Source organism: Dactylosporangium sp. CA-139066 (genome assembly GCF_050936175.1).
GTDB lineage: Bacteria > Actinomycetota > Actinomycetes > Mycobacteriales > Micromonosporaceae > Dactylosporangium.
This window is the reverse complement of sequence record NZ_JBNJNH010000002.1, coordinates 1,952,932-1,969,309: the sequence shown is the minus strand read 5'-3', so window position 1 is coordinate 1,969,309 and position 16,378 is coordinate 1,952,932. Positions and strand designations below refer to the sequence as shown.

Here is a 16,378-nt window from a genome sequence, read left to right as displayed (position 1 = left end):
CCGACCGCCCGTTGATTTCAGACAGTGACGAACTCGTCACGAACGCCCTTCCGGGGCCACAAAATGTCGTACCCGCCGCCTAAAGTCCCCGGCGTGACATCGGTCGTCGTCAAACGAGCACCGCGGCGCCCCGCTCCAGAAATCCCGAGCGGGGAGCTGGTCGTGCAGGCGCCTCCGGAGATCCCGCCGGCGGCGGGATCGCGCTGGCAGCAGATGATCCAGGTCGTCCCGATGCTGACCGGGACGATCGCGACGGCGCTGCTGTTCGCCGGGCGCGAGGGCGGCACGTATTCCTACGTCATCGGCGCGATCTTCGGCTTCTCCACGCTGGGCATGCTCTTCAGCTCGGCCGGCGGCGGGACGCCGAAGAAGGCGGAGATGATGGCGGCCCGCCGGGAGTACCTGCGGCACCTGGCGACGCTGCGCCGGCGGGTGCGCGACACGGCGACGAGGCAGCGCACCGGCCTGCACTACCGGCACCCCGACCCGCATTCGCTGTGGTCCTCGGTCGACTCGTTCCGGCTCTGGGAGCGGCGCCCGAGCGACGGCGACTTCGCGATCGTGCGGGTCGCGGTCGGCCCGCAGACGCTCGCGACCCCGCTGATCCCGCCGCTGACCCGGCCGCTGGAAGACCTGGAGCCAATGACGGCGGCGGCGCTGCGCCGGTTCCTGGACGCCTATTCGGTGGTGCCCGACCTGCCGGTGGCGATCTCGATGCGCAGCTTCGCGCGCATCCACCTGCGCTCCGGCCGGGTTCCGGGATCGCGCGGGCACGGCGCCGGGCTCGGCGGGCCGCACGATCCGGCCCGGGCGCTCGCGCGCGCCATGCTCGCCCAGCTCACGGTGTTTCACGCCCCCGACGACCTGCTGGTCGCGGTCTGCGTCGCGCCTGAGCGGCGCGAGTGGTGGGAATGGACGAAGTGGCTGCCGCACGCGCTGCACCCGACCCAGGTCGACTCGCTCGGGCCCGTGCGGCTCTTCGCCGATACCGCCAAGGAGCTCGAGGAGCGCCTCGACGACCTGCTGCGCGCCCGCGGGCGGTTCGACGCCGACCAGGGCCAGGTCCCGTCGTCCATGCCGCATCTGGTGGTGATCCTCGACGGCGGCGACCTGTCCGGCAGCGCCCACCTCGGCACCGACGGCGGCGTCGACGGCGTGACCCTCGTCGACCTGGAGCGGGAGCCGCCGCGCCTGCTCGACCGGTCCACGATCGTCCTCGACGTGTCCAGCGGACGGCTGACCACGATCTCGGCGGACAACGACATCGCCGAGCCCGAGCCCCCGATCGGGATCGCCGACGCGCTCGACCTCGCGGAGGCCGAGGCCGTCGCGCGGCGGCTCTCGCCGCTGCGGCTCGCGGTCACCGGCGCCGCCGACCAGCAGGCCGGCGATGCCCGGGAGGCCGGCGCCGACCTGGAGTTCCCGGCGCTGCTCGGCCTCGGCGACCCGGAGACGCTCGACGTCGCCCGGAGCTGGGCACCGCGGCCGCACCGCGACCGGCTGCGGGTCGCGATCGGCGTCGGGCCGCACGGGCAGCCGGTGGACCTCGACCTGAAGGAGTCGTCCGAGGACGGCATGGGACCGCACGGCCTGCTCATCGGCGCGACCGGCTCCGGCAAGTCGGAGCTGCTGCGCACGCTCGTGCTGGGGCTCGCCGCGACGCACTCCTCCGAGACGCTCAACTTCGTGCTCATCGACTTCAAGGGCGGCGCCACCTTCGCGCGGATGGACCGGCTGCCGCACGTGGCCGCGTTCGTCACCAACATGGACAGGGAGCTGATCCTGGTCGACCGGATGCAGGAGGCCGTGAAGGGCGAGCTGAACCGCCGGCAGGAGGTGCTGCGCAACGCGGGCTACAGCTCGGTCCGCGACTACGAGCACGCCCGGGCCGGCGGTGCGCCGCTCGCGCCGCTGCCGAGCCTGCTCGTCATCATCGACGAGTTCAGCGAGATGCTGCAGGAGCGGCCGGCGTTCATCGACATCTTCGTGCAGATCGGGCGGCTCGGGCGGTCGCTCGGCATGCACCTGCTGCTCGCCTCGCAGCGGCTGGAGGAGGGCCGGATGCGCGGGCTGGACACCCACCTGTCGTATCGCATCGGCCTGCGCACGTTCACGTCGCTCGAGTCGCGGACCGTGCTGGGCGTGCCGGACGCATACGAGCTGCCCCGCAAGCCCGGCGGGCACGGCTACCTGAAGTCCGGCACGGAGGCGCTCATCCGCTTCAAGGGCGCCTACGTCGGCGGGCGCTGGCACCGCAGCGGGCAGTCCGCGGCGGCGTCCGGCGGGGGCGGACGGCCGCAGGTGATGCAGTACGGGACGCGGTTCGTCCCGCTGCCCCCGGAGCCCGAGGCCGAGGCCCGGCCCGCCGAGGTGCCCGAGGGCGAGAGCCTGCTGGACATCATCGTCGAGCGGCTCGTCGGGCGGGGCGTGCCGGCGCACCAGATCTGGCTGCCCCCGCTGCCGGCCTCGGCCCCGCTGGACGACCTGCTCGGGCCGGTGGCGGCCGACCGCGTCCGCGGGCTCGCGGTGACCAACCCGCAGCTGCACGGAGCGCTGCACGTGCCGGTCGCCCTCGTCGACAACCCGCTGGAGCAGCGGCGCGACGCGCTGTGGTTCCGGCTCGACGGCGCGCAGGGGCACGTCGCGGTCGTCGGCGGACCCCGCAGCGGCAAGTCCACGGCGCTGCGCACGCTGGTCACGGCGCTGGCGCTCACGCACACGCCGGAGGAGGTCCAGGTGTACTGCCTGGACTTCGGCGGCGGCCAGCTCGGCGGCCTGCGCGACCTGCCGCACGTCGGCGGGGTCGCCGGCCGGCTCGACACGGCGCTCGTCCGGCGCATGGTCGGCGAGGTGGCGTCGCTGCTCGCCGAGCGCGAGCAGCGGTTCGCCGACGCCCGCATCGACGGCATGGCCACCTATCGGCGCCGGCGCGCGGCCGGGGGCGCCGGCAACCCCGACGACGGCTGGGGCGACGTGTTCCTCGTCATCGACGGCTGGCCGACCGTGCGCAAGGACTACGAGGAGCTCGAGCCGGTCCTGCTCGACATCACGATGCGCGGCCTGGCCTACGGCATCCACATGATCGTCTCGGCGCCGCGCTGGATGGACTTCCGGTCCAACTTCCGCGACCTGCTCGGCGCGCGGGTCGAGCTGCGCCTGGGCGACGTGACCGACACCATGGCGACGACGCGCAAGGTGGCCGACACCGTGCCGAAGGAGGCGCCCGGGCGGGGCATCACGCCGGAGGGGCTGCACCTGCTGGTGGTCCAGCCGGAGCTGACCGGCGGCGATCCGGCCGGCCTGGTGAGCTCGATCGCGGCGGCGTGGACGGGCGCACCGGCCCGGCCGGTCCGTCTGCTGCCCCCGTCGGTGCCGCTCTCGGCGATCGCCGACGATGCGGACCCGGCCAACAAGCTCGCGCTGCCGATCGGCATCGCGGAGTCCACCCTCAGGCCGGTTCGCATCGACTTCGCCAGCGACCCGCACTTCCTGGTGTTCGGCGCACCCGAGTCGGGCCGCTCAACGCTGCTGCGCGTGATCGCCACGATGGTCGCCACCCGGTTCACGCCCGAGGAGGCGCGCATCGTCCTGATCGACCACCGCCGCAGCCTGCTCGGCGCCGTGCGCACGGACCACCTGATCGGCTACGGGACGAGCACGCAGCAGACCACGGACCTGATCGCCTCCGTCGCCGACTACATGCAGCGCCGCATGCCCGGCACGGACGTCTCCGAGGACCAGCTGCGCAACCGCAACTGGTGGACCGGCCCGCAGTGCTTCGTCCTGGTCGACGACTACGACATGCTCCCGACGAACCCCAGCCCGCTCGCCCCGCTGCTGCCCTACCTGAACGAGGCCCGCGACATCGGCCTGCACCTGATCCTGGCCCGCCGCAGCGGCGGCGCCGCCGCATCGCTCTACGAGCCGGTCATCAAACTGCTCAAGGAGTCCTGGTCCCCGGGCCTGATCATGTCCGGCACCCGCGAGGACGGCACGGTCCTGGGCGACGTAAGGTTCACGCCACTTCCCCCGGGCCGCGGCCGCCTGGTGTCGAGGAAGGAGAGCGGCACCCTGATCCAGATCCCCGACCTCCCCGCAACCTGACCAGCACGTCCGCACGCTGCCGCGACCACCGACGCCCGCCGCGGCGCCGCCCAGCACCGCGACCGGACCCGCACAGCCGCCCAGCACACACCGCAACTGCCTACGCCCGCCGCGGAGGCCGCCCAGCACCGCAACCGCCGACACCCGTCGCGGAGGCCGCCCAGCACCGCAACCGCCGACACCCGCCGCGGAGGCCGCCCAGCACCGCAACCGCCGACACCCGCCGTGGCGCCGCCCAGCACCGCGACCGGATCTGCACAGCCGCGCAGCACGCACCGCAACTGCCGACACCGCCGCGGAGGCCGGCCAGCACCGCGACCGCCGACGCGCCGCCGGGGTGGCGACGAGCTGCCTTGCGATCGGGCCGACAACGCCCGCGGCAAGCTGGCCGAGCTCGCGACCCGGCGGACGGCGACGCTCCGGGCTGCTCAACGACGCCCGCGGGCCTGCGGGGAACGCCACGCCGCCGTATGCGCAACGCCAGCGGTCAGACAGGCGAGCCCGCCGTCCACTGGCACCGCCGCATCGCCAAACGCTCAGCGCCCGCCGGCAGGCAGGCGGGCCCACGGTCCGGTCGGCGACGCCGCGTCGTCAAACGCTCAGCGCCCGCGAGCAGGCGGGCGGGTCCACGGGCCAGCGGCAACGCCGCGTCGGCAAACGCTCAGCGCAAGCCCAGACCTGCGGGCCCACGAGTCGGGCGGCGCGGACGCGATGGGCGAGGTCGCGCTGAAGCCGCCAGGCGCGCCCGGGCCGACACGTTCGAGGCTGGGCACCGAGCCGCTCCAGCAACACCGGGTGGCGGCGAATGGCGTTGCTCCGTGCGCAGGTCGTGGAGGGCGTCCGCCGGGAGTGGGATGGCACTTGCGATCGACGGGGTGGGTGGACGGCGGGCGGTACGTTGCTGGTAGCCACCTTCCGGGGAGGAAGGCGTACCGGACTGACAGATCGGGGCAACACGGTCCAGAATGGGGTCCATCGCGCTCACCTCCGCCTCCCGCGCCGCCGGCCGGTCTCTCCTCTGGGGACTGTCGGCGGCGCTCGCATGTGCGGTGGCGCTGGGGGTCGCGCCGGGCGTGGCGCTGGCGGATCAGGTGCGGGCCGGGCAGTGGCAGCTCACGGCGCTCGACGCGCGCGATGCCTGGAAGATGTCGACCGGCAAGGGTGTGACCGTTGCCGTGATCGACAGCGGCGTCGACGCCAAGCATCCCGATCTCGCGGGGCAGGTGCTACCCGGCATCGACCTCGTGGATCCGAAGGCCGGGGACGCGGGGAGCCTCGATCCCGTCGGGCACGGGACGACCGTGGCCGGGCTGATCGCGGGCAGCAACCTGGACAGCGCGGGGGTGGAAGGGATCGCCCCGGGCGCCAAGATCCTGCCGATTCGCGTCCTGGACAAAGCCAACAAGTACGACGATCCGAACATTGTCGCGCGGGCGGTTCGGTGGGCCGTCGATCACGGGGCGTCCGTGATCAACCTTTCGCTCGGTGGGGCGCTGCGCAGTGACGCCATTGCCGACTCGCTGCGGTACGCGGCCGAGCGCGATGTCGTCGTGGTCGCCTGCACCGGGAATGTTGCCACCGATCCGTCCACCCACCAGGTCTGGTACCCGGCGCGGGAGGCGGGGGTGATCGCCGTCGCGGGGCTGGGGGCCGCGCGCACCGCCGACACGCTGTGGTCCGGGTCGCTCACCGGGCCCGAGACCGTGCTCACGGCGCCGGCCGTCAACCTCACGGGGGCGCGGCCGGGGGGTGGGTACTGGCAGGTGCAGGGGACGAGCTTCGCGGCGCCGCTGGTGGCGGGGGCGGCCTCGCTGGTGCGGGCGCGGTACCCGCGGATGAGCGCGGCCAACGTGATCAACCGGCTGATCGCGACGGCCCGGGACCTCGGGGTCGCCGGGCGGGACGACCGGTTCGGGTACGGCGAGGTGAATCCGGTCGCCGCGCTGCGCAACAACGTGGCCGAGGTGTCCGCCAACCCGCTCGGGGCGGCGGGGCCGGCGACCGAGACGGTGGCGCCGCAGCCGGCCGGCGCCGGGGCGCCGGTGCTACCGGGCGGGGCGGCGCCGCTGCCGGCCGCCGAGTCCGAGGTACCGCGGCTGGAACGGATGGCCCAGGACGGGCGGGCCGGGGTGAGCGCGGTCGCCGGGCTGTCCGCCATGCTGCTGATCCTGCTCGGGGGCGCCGCGGGGGTACTGCTGCATCACCGACGCCGGTATCGGCCCTAGCCGGCTAGGCGCACTTGCCGGTGCTCGTCGCGTCGGTGTGGGCCTTGCCCGCCTCGGCGACGACCGACGCCTCATCGGCCGTCACCGCGAAGCCCGTCTCCGGGTCGTCGGCCGCGGCGGCGAAGATGATGCCGATGACGCTGCCGTCGGTGGAGAGCAGCGGGCCGCCGGAGTTGCCCGAGCGGACCAGGGCGCGGATCGTGTAGATCTCGCGGGTCACCTTGCCGTCCTCGTAGATGTCCGGGCCGGTGATGTTGCGGTGGTCGCGGATGCGGGCCGACTGCGCGTCGTAGGGGCCGTCGAGCGGGTAGCCGAGCACGATCGCGTCGGAGTTGGACTCCGACTTCTTCGTGGCGAACGGCATGACCGGCGCGTTGAGGTTCTTGACGTACAGGACCGCGATGTCGCGCTCCGGGTCGTAGGCGACCACGGTCGCGGGCAGCTGGCGGGAGGAGCCGTCGACCAGCACGTTGACGGTCTTGGTGCCGGCGACGACGTGGGCGTTGGTCATGACGCGGTTCTGGGCGTAGACGAAGCCGGAGCCCTCGATGCGCCGGGAGCAGCTCGGGGCCTGGCCGAGGACCTTGACCACGGACCTCTTGGCGTTCTTGACCAGCTCGGAGCCGGCCAGCTGCGGGTCGGGCGGGGAGACGTCCTTGACCCGGGTCGGCGACAGGCCGTCGAAGACGTCCGGGAAGCCGCGCGTGTCGACGGTGTCGCGCAGGGCCTGCGACAGGGCGTCGGCCTGGGCGGGCATCGCTTTGTCGACGACGTTCAGGATGATCGAGTTGCTCACCGAGCGGGCCAGCCACGGCAGCGAGGAGGCGCTCAGCGGGGCGGCGACGAGCCACACCACCAGCAGTACCGCCACGACCGACACGACGGCGCCCCCGGCGTTGTCCACGGCCTGGGCGTTGCGGCTCACGATCGCGTTGCGCAGCCGGTTGCCGACGAAGCTGGCCAGCGCCTGGCCGGCCACGGCGAGGCCGAACACGGCCGACAGCGAGATGACCACCCGCGCGGCGTCGGAGCTGAAGAAGTTCTCCGCGAGCAGCGGGCCGAGCTGCAGGCCCAGCAGCGCGCCGCCGAAGAAGCCGACGAATGACAGCAGACCAACGAGGAACCCCTGGCGGTAGCCGTTGACGGCGAACATCACCATGAGGAGCAGGAGGACGATATCGATCACGCTGCCAGACACGCATTCAGCGTACGGGTGCGGCACCAGATGTCGGCAGTTCCTCAACTCGGCCGGTCGGCCAATCCACCGCCCATCCGCCGAGTTCCAGCAGCGTGGACAGCACGCCGGCGGTGAAGCCCCACACCAACATGTCGTGAATCCGAAACGCCGGGCCGATCCAGCCGCTCGGGTGGCGTAAGCGCAGGCGGTGGGCCGGATCCGCCAGCTCACGGATGGGGAGGCGCTCGACGCGGGCCACCTCCGCCGGGTCGGCCGGGCCGACCGGATGTGGGGCGCGCCACCAGCCGATCACCGGCGTTACCAGGAAGTTACTCACCGGGATCCACAGGGTGGGCAGCGTGGTGACGACTTCCACAGTGCTCGGGTCCAGGCCGACCTCCTCCTCGGCCTCGCGCAGCGCGCAGGCGACCGAGTCGGCGTCGCCCGGGTCGACCGCCCCGCCGGGGAAGGCGGGCTGGCCGGCGTGGTTGCGCATGGTGGCGGCGCGCTGCAGCACGAGCACGTCGGGCCCGGTCACCGGGTCCTCGCCGAACAGGACGAGCACGGCGCTCTGCCGGTAGCCGTCGCCGTCCGGCGTCGGGAGCCGGGTGAAGTCGCTGGCCTCGGACGAGCGCAGCCGAGTGAGCAGCGGTTCGAACCACGCAGGTAGGTCAGTCACGCCCAACACCACCGAGAACATGAAATAAGGCATAAGTCCGATATGTCGGGCGCTGACGCGCCCGACATATCGACGAAAAATACTTCACAGCGACACCCCAAGATACTGGCGTGTGAGCTCCTTCAGGCGGGCCGAGGTCAGAGGGTCGCCGTGGTAGGCGTACGCGATCGTGCCCGACGGTGTGATGAACAGCGTCACCGGCAGGGAGAACAGGCCCTGCGACAAGGCGGCGCTCGCGGCGATCGCCAGTTGCTGGCCCTGGTCCTCGAGCATCGGGAAGGTCAGCTTCAGGTCCTCGATCACCGACTTGGCCTGGTCGTGGCGGTCCTTCGTCACCACGCCGACCACCAGGAGCTTGCCGGCGCCGTCGGCGGCGAAGCGGTTCACCTCCGGCAGCTCGGTCAGGCACGGGCGGCACCACGAGGCCCAGAGGTTGACGACGGCCGGGCGGCCGCCGAGGTCGGCGAGGTTGATGTACCGGCCGCCGTCGAAGCACGGCAGCGCCATGGCCGGGAGGGCCGGGCCCGACGCGGAAGCGGAGACGGAGGGCGAGGGCTCCGCGACGCGCTCGATGCAGCGCGGGCCGGTCGGAGCGCCGGTGTCGGCGGGTGCGCCGGGACCGCCGGACGTGCACGCGGTCAGCCCGAGCAGCAGCAGGGCCGCCACGCCCAGCAGCGCCCGCCTCACAGCACCAGCTCGGCGAGCTCGGCGGCGCGCGGGCCCTTGAGCAGCTTGACGGCCACCTCGAGCTCGGTGGGGCCGGTGCCGTACGACGGGCAGTCCCGCCGCAGCGTGCACGCACCGCAGGCCGGCTTCAGCGCGTGACAGACGCGGCGGCCGTGGAAGATCACGCGGTGCGACAGCATGGTCCAGTCGGCGGGCGGGAAGAGCGCGGCGACGGCGAACTCGATCTTGACCTCGTCGGTCTCCTCGGTCCACCGCCAGCGGCGTGTGAGGCGCTTGAAGTGGGTGTCGACCGTGATGCCGGGGACGTCGAAGGCGTTGCCGAGGATCACGTTGGCGGTCTTGCGGCCGATGCCGGGCAGCGCCACCAGCTCGGTCAGCGTGCCGGGCACCGCGCCGTCGTGGCGCTCGACGAGCGCCTGGCCCAGCCGGATCAGCGAGTCGGTCTTGTTGCGGAAGAAGCCGGTCGGCCGGATGAGCTCCTGCATCTCCATGCGGTCGGCCGCGGCGTAGGCGGTGGCGTCGGGGTAGCGCGCGAAGAGCTTCGGCGTCACCTGGTTGACCCGCTCGTCCGTGCACTGCGCGGAGAGGATCGTCGCCACGGCCAGCTCCAGCGGGCTGGTGAAGTCCAGCTCGCAGTGCGCGTCCGGGTGGATGCTCGCCAGGGCGCGCCCCATCCGCCGCGCCCGTCGCTTCAACGCCAGCGCGGTCTCGGTCACGCAACGACAATACGTCGCGCGCGACCGAGACCCGATCCAGCGATTACGAAGACGGCGGCGTGATCGTCCCGTCGGCGGCGATGTGGGCCCCGGTGCTGGGGAAATCCTGCTTCGTCAGATTGGAGACGAACGGGATGGCCTGCTTCTTCGGGTCGGGCTTGGGCAGCCCGGGCGCCACCATGTAGGTGGCGGTCAGCGACCCGCTCTTCCACGTGCCGTCGCCGAGCAGCTGGACCTTGAGCACGCCGCCGATGCCCACCGTGCCGTTGTACGACAGCGCCTTGTAGCCGGCGAAGTTGCCGAGGCTGTAGGCGATCAGCCGGCCCTTGTAGAACTCCATCGCCCGCATGACGTGCGGACCGTGGCCGATGACCAGGTCGGCGCCCGCGTCGATCACGCGGTGGCCGAACGCGATGGGGTCGCAGCGGTTCTCGCCCAGGAACATCTCGGTGCCGGGCTTCACGTGGGTCTTGTCCGAGCCCTCGGCGCCCTGGTGGACCTGCACGACGACGATGTCGGCCTTGGTCGCCGCCTCCTTGATGATCTTCTCGGCGGCGTCGAGGTCGTAGCAGAGGTTCGACCACTTGTAGGAGGCGAACCCGACCACGGCGATCTTCACGCCCTTGGCCTCGCCGACCGAGATCATGCCGGGCCAGCCCGTGTACTTGATCCCGGCGCCGTCCAGGGTCTTCTGCGAGTTCTGGTACCCCTGCTCGCCGTAGTCGTAGGCGTGGTTGTTCGCCATGTTCATCATCATGAAGCCGGCGTCCTTGAGGTTCTGCACGTACGCGGGCGGCGTGCGGAACGCGAAGCAGGTCTTGCCGGCGCTGTCGGCGGAGCACTTGCCGACGCCGGTGTCGTCGGTCAGCACCTGCTCGAGGTTGCCCATCTGGAAGTCGGCGGTGAGGTACTGCTTCACCGGGTCGAAGAACCCCTTGCCGTTGTTCGGCGGCAGCCCGCCGGGCGCCATGCCCATGACGATGTCGCCGGTGGCGCTCAGCGTGATGCCGTCGGCCGGCCCGGCCACGGCGCCGCCGGCGGCCGGCTGGGAGCCGGGGGCCGAGCTGCCGCCGGCCGCCGCCTGCTGCTGCGTGGGTCCCTGGTTCGCGGCCGGCTTGTCGTCGCCGCCGAGGAAGGTCGCCGCGCCCGCGGTGCCGGCGCCGATCACCACGGCGGCGACCGCGCCGAGGATGATCGCGGTGCGCCGCCCGCCGCCGGAGCGCTGGGGCGGCGGGTCACCGGGCAGCGGCAGCTTGCGCCGGCCGGCGCGCTCCTCCGGCACGTAGCCGCGGTCCACCGGCGGCAGATAACTGCGGTCCGGGACCCGTTGAGGCGCGGGCTCGCGGGCGCCGCCATTGGCGGGGCCCCCATAGACAGAGCCGGTGCGCGCCTCGGGCGGGCGTCCCGCCGCAAATCCGTCAAAACTGCCCGTACTCGGGCCGTAACCGCGAACCGGGCCGGACGGTTGATCGTGTTGAGGGGAACTCGGCCGCTCCGGCTCATCCGGCCAGCGCGACGGTCCGCCGTACACCGTCATATGATCCCCACTCCAGCCCTCGGTCGTGTCCGACGCGAAGATATCGCACCCCGGCGAAGTGGGCGCCGCCCTTGCGCGCGACAGCCGGTACTGCAGGTCGGCGAGTAGCATCAGCATCCTCCCGACGTCGGAGAACACGACCCCGTATGCATAAACTGACGTTCGCGCGATCGCTTTCGAAGCGAACGACGCGCCGACGGATTTGAGGTGGACGCGATGGACGAGGTACTTGCGCGCAGCGGGATCTTCCAAGGGGTCGAGCCCGAGGCGGCGGAATCCCTCGCCAAGGAGATGGAGACGATCGACGTCCGCAAGGGCGAGATCGTGTTCAGCGAGGGCGAGCCCGGCGACAGCCTGTACATCGTGCTGTCCGGCAAGATCAAGGTGGGCCGGCGGGCCGCCGACGGCCGGCAGAACCTGATCGCGGTCATGGGCCCCAGCGACATGGTCGGCGAGCTGTCGCTGTTCGACCCGGGGCCGCGCACCGCGACCGCCACCGCGGTCCTCGACACCCGGCTGGCCCGGCTGCGCAAGCAGGCGTTGCGCCCCTGGCTGACCAACCGGCCCGAGATCGCCGAGCAGCTGCTGCGGGTGCTGGCCCGCCGCCTGCGGCGCACCAACGACGCGCTCGCCGACCTCATCTTCACCGACGTGCCGGGCCGCGTGGCCAAGACGCTGCTGCAGATGGCGGGCCGCTTCGGCACCCGCGACGGCGGCGTGCTGCGGGTCAACCACGACCTGACGCAGGAGGAGATGGCGCAGCTCGTCGGCGCCTCGCGCGAGACGGTGAACAAGGCGCTGGCCGACTTCGCCTCCCGCGGCTGGCTGCGGCTGGACGGCAAGAGTGTGATCATCATGGACCCGGAGCGTCTCGCCCGCCGGGCACGAGTCTGACACCCCCATAAAGCCGCCCCACCCGGGCGGCTTTTTTGGCAGCCAAAAACAATCAGTCTTGACTGTTTGTTTCCCGCGGTACACCCTGAAGCCATGACGGCACAGCAGGAGCGAAGCCGCGTCACCCAGCGGCGCCTGCTCGAGGCCACGGTCGAGTGCCTCTACGAGTTCGGCTGGTCCGGCGCCACCACCACGGTCATCGCCGAGCGGGCCGGCGTCTCGCGGGGCGCCCAGCTGCACCACTACCCCACGCGGGCCGCGCTGGTGCTCGCCGCCGTCCAGCACCTCGCCGAGCGGCGCGCCGAGGAGATCCGCACCGAGGCGGCCGCGCTCACCGGCGACCGCGAGCAGCGCCTGGACCGTGTGATCGAGCTGCTCGCGTCGGCGTTCACCGGCCCGCTGTTCGTCGCCGCCCTCGAGGTCTGGGTGGCCGCCCGCACCGACGCCGAGCTGCGCGACGCGCTCGTGCCCCTCGAGGCCCGGGTCGGCCGCGAGATGCACCGGCTGACCGTCGAGCTGCTCGGCGCCGACGAGTCGCGCCCGGGCGTGCGCGAGGCCGTCCAGGCGACGCTCGACCTGCTGCGCGGCCTCGGCGTCGCCAACCTGCTCACCGACGACACCCCGCGCCGCACGCAGCTGCTCGCGGCCTGGAAGCAGCAGCTCGCCACGTTGCTCGCTTGACACCCATCCCAAGAGCCTGACCCCAGAAGGAGGCGCGATGGTGCAGCTCGACGAGGTCCTGCGGGACCTGCACGCCGAGTCGGAGGCGCTCGACCGGCTGGTCAGCGGGCTCGCCCCCGAGGACTGGAGCCGCCCGACCCCGGCGCCGGGCTGGAGCGTCGCGCACCAGATCGCCCACCTGCACTGGACCGACGAGGCGGCCACCCTCGCCAACGCCGACCCGGCCGCGTTCATCGCCCGGCTCGGCGAGACGCTCGTGGACCCGCTGACGTTCGTCGACCGGGCCGCCGCGGCCGGCGTCGCCCCGCCCGACGAGCTGCTGCCCCGCTGGCGGGCCGGCCGGGCCGCGCTCGTTCGGGCCCTGACGGACGTGCCGCCCGGCGAAAGGCGCCCCTGGTTCGGTACGGCGATGTCGCCCCTGTCCAGCGCCACCGGCCGGATCATGGAGACCTGGGCGCACGGGCGGGACATCGCCGAGACGTTCCCCGACGACGAGCGCGCGCGGGAGCACCTGCGCCCGACGCCGCGGCTGCGGCACGTGGCCCACATCGGCTTCCGCACGATCGGCCACGGCTTCGAAAGCCACGGCCGCCCGGCCCCGGCCGCGCCCTTCCGCGTCGAGCTCGCCACGGTCGACGGCGATCTGTGGACCTTCGGGCCCGAGGACGCGCCCAACCGCGTGGCCGGCCCGGCCCTCGACTTCTGTCTCCTGGTCACCCAGCGCCGGGCCGCGGCCGACCTCGCGCTGCGGGCCACCGGTGACGACGCGATCGCCTGGCTCGGGGTCGCCCAGGCCTTCGCCGGACCGCCCGGCGCCGGCCGCGAGCCCGGGGCGGCCGCCCGATGACGCTGCGGATCGGCAACGCATCCGGCTTCTACGGCGACCGGGCCTCGGCCTGGCGCGAGATGCTCGACGGCGGCGAGCTCGACGTGCTCACCGGCGACTACCTGGCCGAGCTCACGATGCTGATCCTCGGCCGCGACCGGCTCAAGGATCCGGCGACCGGCTACGCGAAGACGTTCCTGCGCCAGCTTGAGTCCGTCCTCGGTACCGCACTGGAGCGCAACGTCCGCATCGTGACCAACGCCGGCGGCCTCAACCCGGCCGGGCTGGCCGACGCGATCCGGGCGCTCGCCGACCGGCTCGGCCTGCGCTGCGCGGTCGCGCACGTGGAGGGCGACGACGTCACCGCCCGGGCCGAGGAGCTGGGGCTGGGCGCACCGCTGACCGCCAACGCGTACCTCGGCGCCTTCGGCATCGCCGAGTGCCTCGCCGCCGGCGCGGACGTCGTCGTCACCGGCCGGGTCACCGACGCCTCGCTCGTCGTCGGCCCCGGCATCGCCCGCTTCGGCTGGACCCGGGCCGACCTCGACGCCCTGGCCGGGGCCACAGTCGCGGGCCACGTCCTGGAGTGCGGGGCGCAGGCCACCGGCGGCAACTTCGCGTTCTTCACCGAGCTGCCCGACGGCGCCCGCCGCCCCGGCTTCCCGCTCGCCGAGCTGCACGCCGACGGCAGCGCGGTGATCACGAAGCACCCGGGCACGGGCGGCGCCGTAACGGTCGAGACGGTGACCGCTCAGCTGCTCTACGAAATCGGCTCCCCTCAATATCTCGGCCCGGACGTTGTCGCGGACTTCGGCACGATCCGGCTGCGCCAGGACGGCCCGGACCGCGTGCGCATCGACGGGGTGCGCGGCGCGCCGCCGCCGGACACGCTCAAGGTCGGCGTCAACACGCTCGGCGGCTTCCGCAACGCGATGACGTTCGTGCTGTGCGGCCTGCAGATCCCGGCGAAGGCGGCGCTCGTGCGCGCGCAGCTCACGGACGCGCTCGGCCCGGACGGCCTGGAGTTCACGCTGGCCCGCACCGACCACCCCGACGCCGCCGACGAGCCGTCGGCCAGCGCGCTGCTCACCGTGCACATCAAGGGCCCGGATCCCAAGCGCCCCGGCCGCGCGTTCTCGCAGGCGGCGGTGGAGCTGGCGCTGGCCTCCTACCCCGGCCTGGCGCTGACCGCCCCGCCCGGCGACGCCGCACCGTTCGGCATTTTTACCGATTTTTCGGTACCTCAGGCCGCGGTACCGCACATCGCGGTCCTTCCGGACGGGACTCGCAAGCCGATTGATCCGCCCGAGAGCCCGAATATGGTGATAAGTCCGAAAAATCCGGACGCGCCAGCGTCTGGATTTTTCGGGCAGAAGCAGGTCAGGACCGAGCTCGGGAACCTGTTCGGGGCCAGGTCCGGCGACAAGGGCGGGGACGCCAACGTCGGGGTCTGGGCGCGCAGCGAGCGGGCCTACGAGTGGCTGCGCAGCGAACTGACGCAGCGGCGGCTCAAGGAGCTGCTGCCCGAGGCGGGCGAGGTCGAGCGGTACGAGCTGCCCAACCTCCGCGCCATCAACTTCGTGCTGCGCGGGATCCTCGGCGAAGGGGTCGCGGCCAGCACGCGGTTCGACCCGCAGGGCAAGGCGCTCGGCGAGTGGCTGCGCTCCCGGGTGGTCGAGGTGCCCGAGGAGCTGCTGGCATGAGCGGTACGCAGCGAAGCGGAGTGGCCGCGAACAACAAACACAGCGACCCCTTCGCGACCGAGGAGCGTCGCCGGCTGCGGGAGCTGACCCGCGCGTTCGTGACCCGGGAGGTACTCCCGCACCTGGACGCGTGGGAGCGGCTCGGCGAGGTGCCCCGCGAGCTGCACCGGACGGCGGCCGGGATCGGGCTGCTCGGCGTGGGCTACCCGGAGGAGATCGGCGGGTCCGGCGGCGACCTGCTCGACAGCGTGGTGCTTACGGAGGAGCTGATTCTCGCCGGCGGCTCGTCGGGGCTGGTCGCGGCGCTGTTCACGCACGGCATCGCGCTGCCGCACATCGTCGGCACCGGCGACCCGGAGCTCATCGAGCGGTTCGTGCGCCCGACGCTCGCCGGCGAGCGGATCGGCTGCCTGGCGGTCACCGAGCCCGGCGGCGGGTCGGACGTGGCCGGCGTGCGCACCCGGGCGGTGCTCGACGGGGACGAGTACGTCGTGGACGGGGCCAAGACGTTCATCACCAGCGGGGCGCGGGCCGACTTCGCCACGACCGCGGTGCAGACCGCGGACGGGTTCCGGCTGCTGGTCGTCGACGGCGGCTTCGAGGTCACCCGAAGGCTGGACAAGATGGGCTGGCACTGCTCGGACACCGCCGAGCTCGCGTTCGTCGGCGTCCGGGTGCCGCGCCGGCACGTCGTGGGCGGGTTCGCCGAGCTCATGACCCACTTCGCGACCGAGCGGCTGTCGCTGGCGGTGCAGGCGTACGCGACCGCGCAGCGCTGCCTGGACCTCACCCTCGCGTGGGTGCGGGACCGGCACACGTTCGGGCGGCCCCTCGCCGCCCGGCAGCTGATCAAGCACCGATTGGCCGAGATGGCACGGCAGGTCGACGTCGCGCGCACCTACGTCCGCCACGTGGCGGTCCGTGTCGCAAGCGGCGAGCGGCTCGTTACGGAGGTGGCGATGGCGAAGAACACCGCGGTCGCGGCCTGCGACCACGTCGTCGACCAGGCCGTGCAGCTGCACGGCGGCCTGGGGTACCTGCGCGACGCCGAGGTCGAGCGCCACTACCGCGACGCTCGGATCATGGGCATCGGCGGCGGGACCACGGAGATCATGAACGAGATCATCGCGAAGCAGTTGGGGGTCTGAG

12 protein-coding genes are annotated in these 16,378 nt (G+C 72.8%); 7 read left to right on the top strand and 5 right to left on the bottom strand.

The genetic code is table 11. The features are described from left to right. The first annotated feature begins 93 nt into the window (after window positions 1-93). The gene (eccCa, locus tag ACQEVU_RS53765; RefSeq protein WP_433338737.1) at window positions 94-4,104 is read left to right on the top strand and encodes a type VII secretion protein EccCa; all 4,011 of its coding nucleotides are present in this window, start codon (window positions 94-96) and stop codon (window positions 4,102-4,104) included. A 965-nt stretch (window positions 4,105-5,069) separates the two neighbouring features. Next, on the top strand, window positions 5,070-6,329 hold the full coding sequence (gene mycP, locus ACQEVU_RS53760; protein WP_433338735.1) for a type VII secretion-associated serine protease mycosin: 1,260 nt from the start codon (window positions 5,070-5,072) through the stop codon (window positions 6,327-6,329). 4 nt (window positions 6,330-6,333) lie between these two features. Here mycP and ACQEVU_RS53755 read toward each other — a convergent pair whose 3' ends face one another. The 5 genes from ACQEVU_RS53755 to ACQEVU_RS53735 all read right to left on the bottom strand — a co-directional run bounded on the left by ACQEVU_RS53755 (window position 6,334) and on the right by ACQEVU_RS53735 (window position 10,834). Continuing rightward, complete coding sequence (locus tag ACQEVU_RS53755) at window positions 6,334-7,527, bottom strand: MarP family serine protease (RefSeq protein WP_433338733.1); 1,194 nt, start codon at window positions 7,525-7,527, stop codon at window positions 6,334-6,336. Window positions 7,528-7,531: 4 nt separating this feature from the next. Further along, window positions 7,532-8,185, bottom strand: a complete 654-nt coding sequence (locus ACQEVU_RS53750; protein ID WP_433338731.1) for an NUDIX hydrolase — start codon at window positions 8,183-8,185, stop codon at window positions 7,532-7,534. Window positions 8,186-8,269: 84 nt separating this feature from the next. After that, entirely contained in the window at window positions 8,270-8,872 is a 603-nt protein-coding gene (locus tag ACQEVU_RS53745) for a TlpA family protein disulfide reductase (RefSeq protein ID WP_433338729.1), read from the bottom strand. Continuing rightward, window positions 8,869-9,546 carry an endonuclease III gene (nth, locus tag ACQEVU_RS53740; protein ID WP_433339752.1) on the bottom strand — a complete coding sequence of 226 codons (678 nt, stop codon included), beginning with the start codon at window positions 9,544-9,546 and terminating at the stop codon, window positions 8,869-8,871. Before nth ends, ACQEVU_RS53745 begins: the two co-directional genes overlap by 4 nt. 85 nt (window positions 9,547-9,631) lie before the next feature. Next, window positions 9,632-10,834, bottom strand: coding sequence for a CapA family protein (locus ACQEVU_RS53735; protein WP_433339751.1), 1,203 nt, complete (start codon window positions 10,832-10,834; stop codon window positions 9,632-9,634). 507 nt (window positions 10,835-11,341) lie between these two features. Between ACQEVU_RS53735 and ACQEVU_RS53730 the strand changes: the two genes are divergently transcribed. The 5 genes from ACQEVU_RS53730 (at window position 11,342) to ACQEVU_RS53710 (ending at window position 16,377) form a co-directional block, all read left to right on the top strand. Then, the gene (locus ACQEVU_RS53730; RefSeq protein WP_033363643.1) at window positions 11,342-12,019 is read left to right on the top strand and encodes a Crp/Fnr family transcriptional regulator; all 678 of its coding nucleotides are present in this window, start codon (window positions 11,342-11,344) and stop codon (window positions 12,017-12,019) included. A gap of 93 nt (window positions 12,020-12,112) precedes the next feature. Next, window positions 12,113-12,700 carry a TetR/AcrR family transcriptional regulator gene (locus ACQEVU_RS53725; protein ID WP_433338726.1) on the top strand — a complete coding sequence of 196 codons (588 nt, stop codon included), beginning with the start codon at window positions 12,113-12,115 and terminating at the stop codon, window positions 12,698-12,700. A gap of 37 nt (window positions 12,701-12,737) precedes the next feature. Next, a complete protein-coding gene (locus ACQEVU_RS53720; RefSeq protein WP_433338724.1) occupies window positions 12,738-13,547 on the top strand; it encodes a TIGR03084 family metal-binding protein in 810 nt (269 codons plus the stop codon). Beyond that, window positions 13,544-15,229 carry an acyclic terpene utilization AtuA family protein gene (locus ACQEVU_RS53715; RefSeq protein WP_433338722.1) on the top strand — a complete coding sequence of 562 codons (1,686 nt, stop codon included), beginning with the start codon at window positions 13,544-13,546 and terminating at the stop codon, window positions 15,227-15,229. Before ACQEVU_RS53720 ends, ACQEVU_RS53715 begins: the two co-directional genes overlap by 4 nt. Beyond that, complete coding sequence (locus tag ACQEVU_RS53710) at window positions 15,226-16,377, top strand: acyl-CoA dehydrogenase family protein (protein WP_433338720.1); 1,152 nt, start codon at window positions 15,226-15,228, stop codon at window positions 16,375-16,377. Before ACQEVU_RS53715 ends, ACQEVU_RS53710 begins: the two co-directional genes overlap by 4 nt. The last annotated feature ends 1 nt before the right edge of the window (window position 16,378 follow it).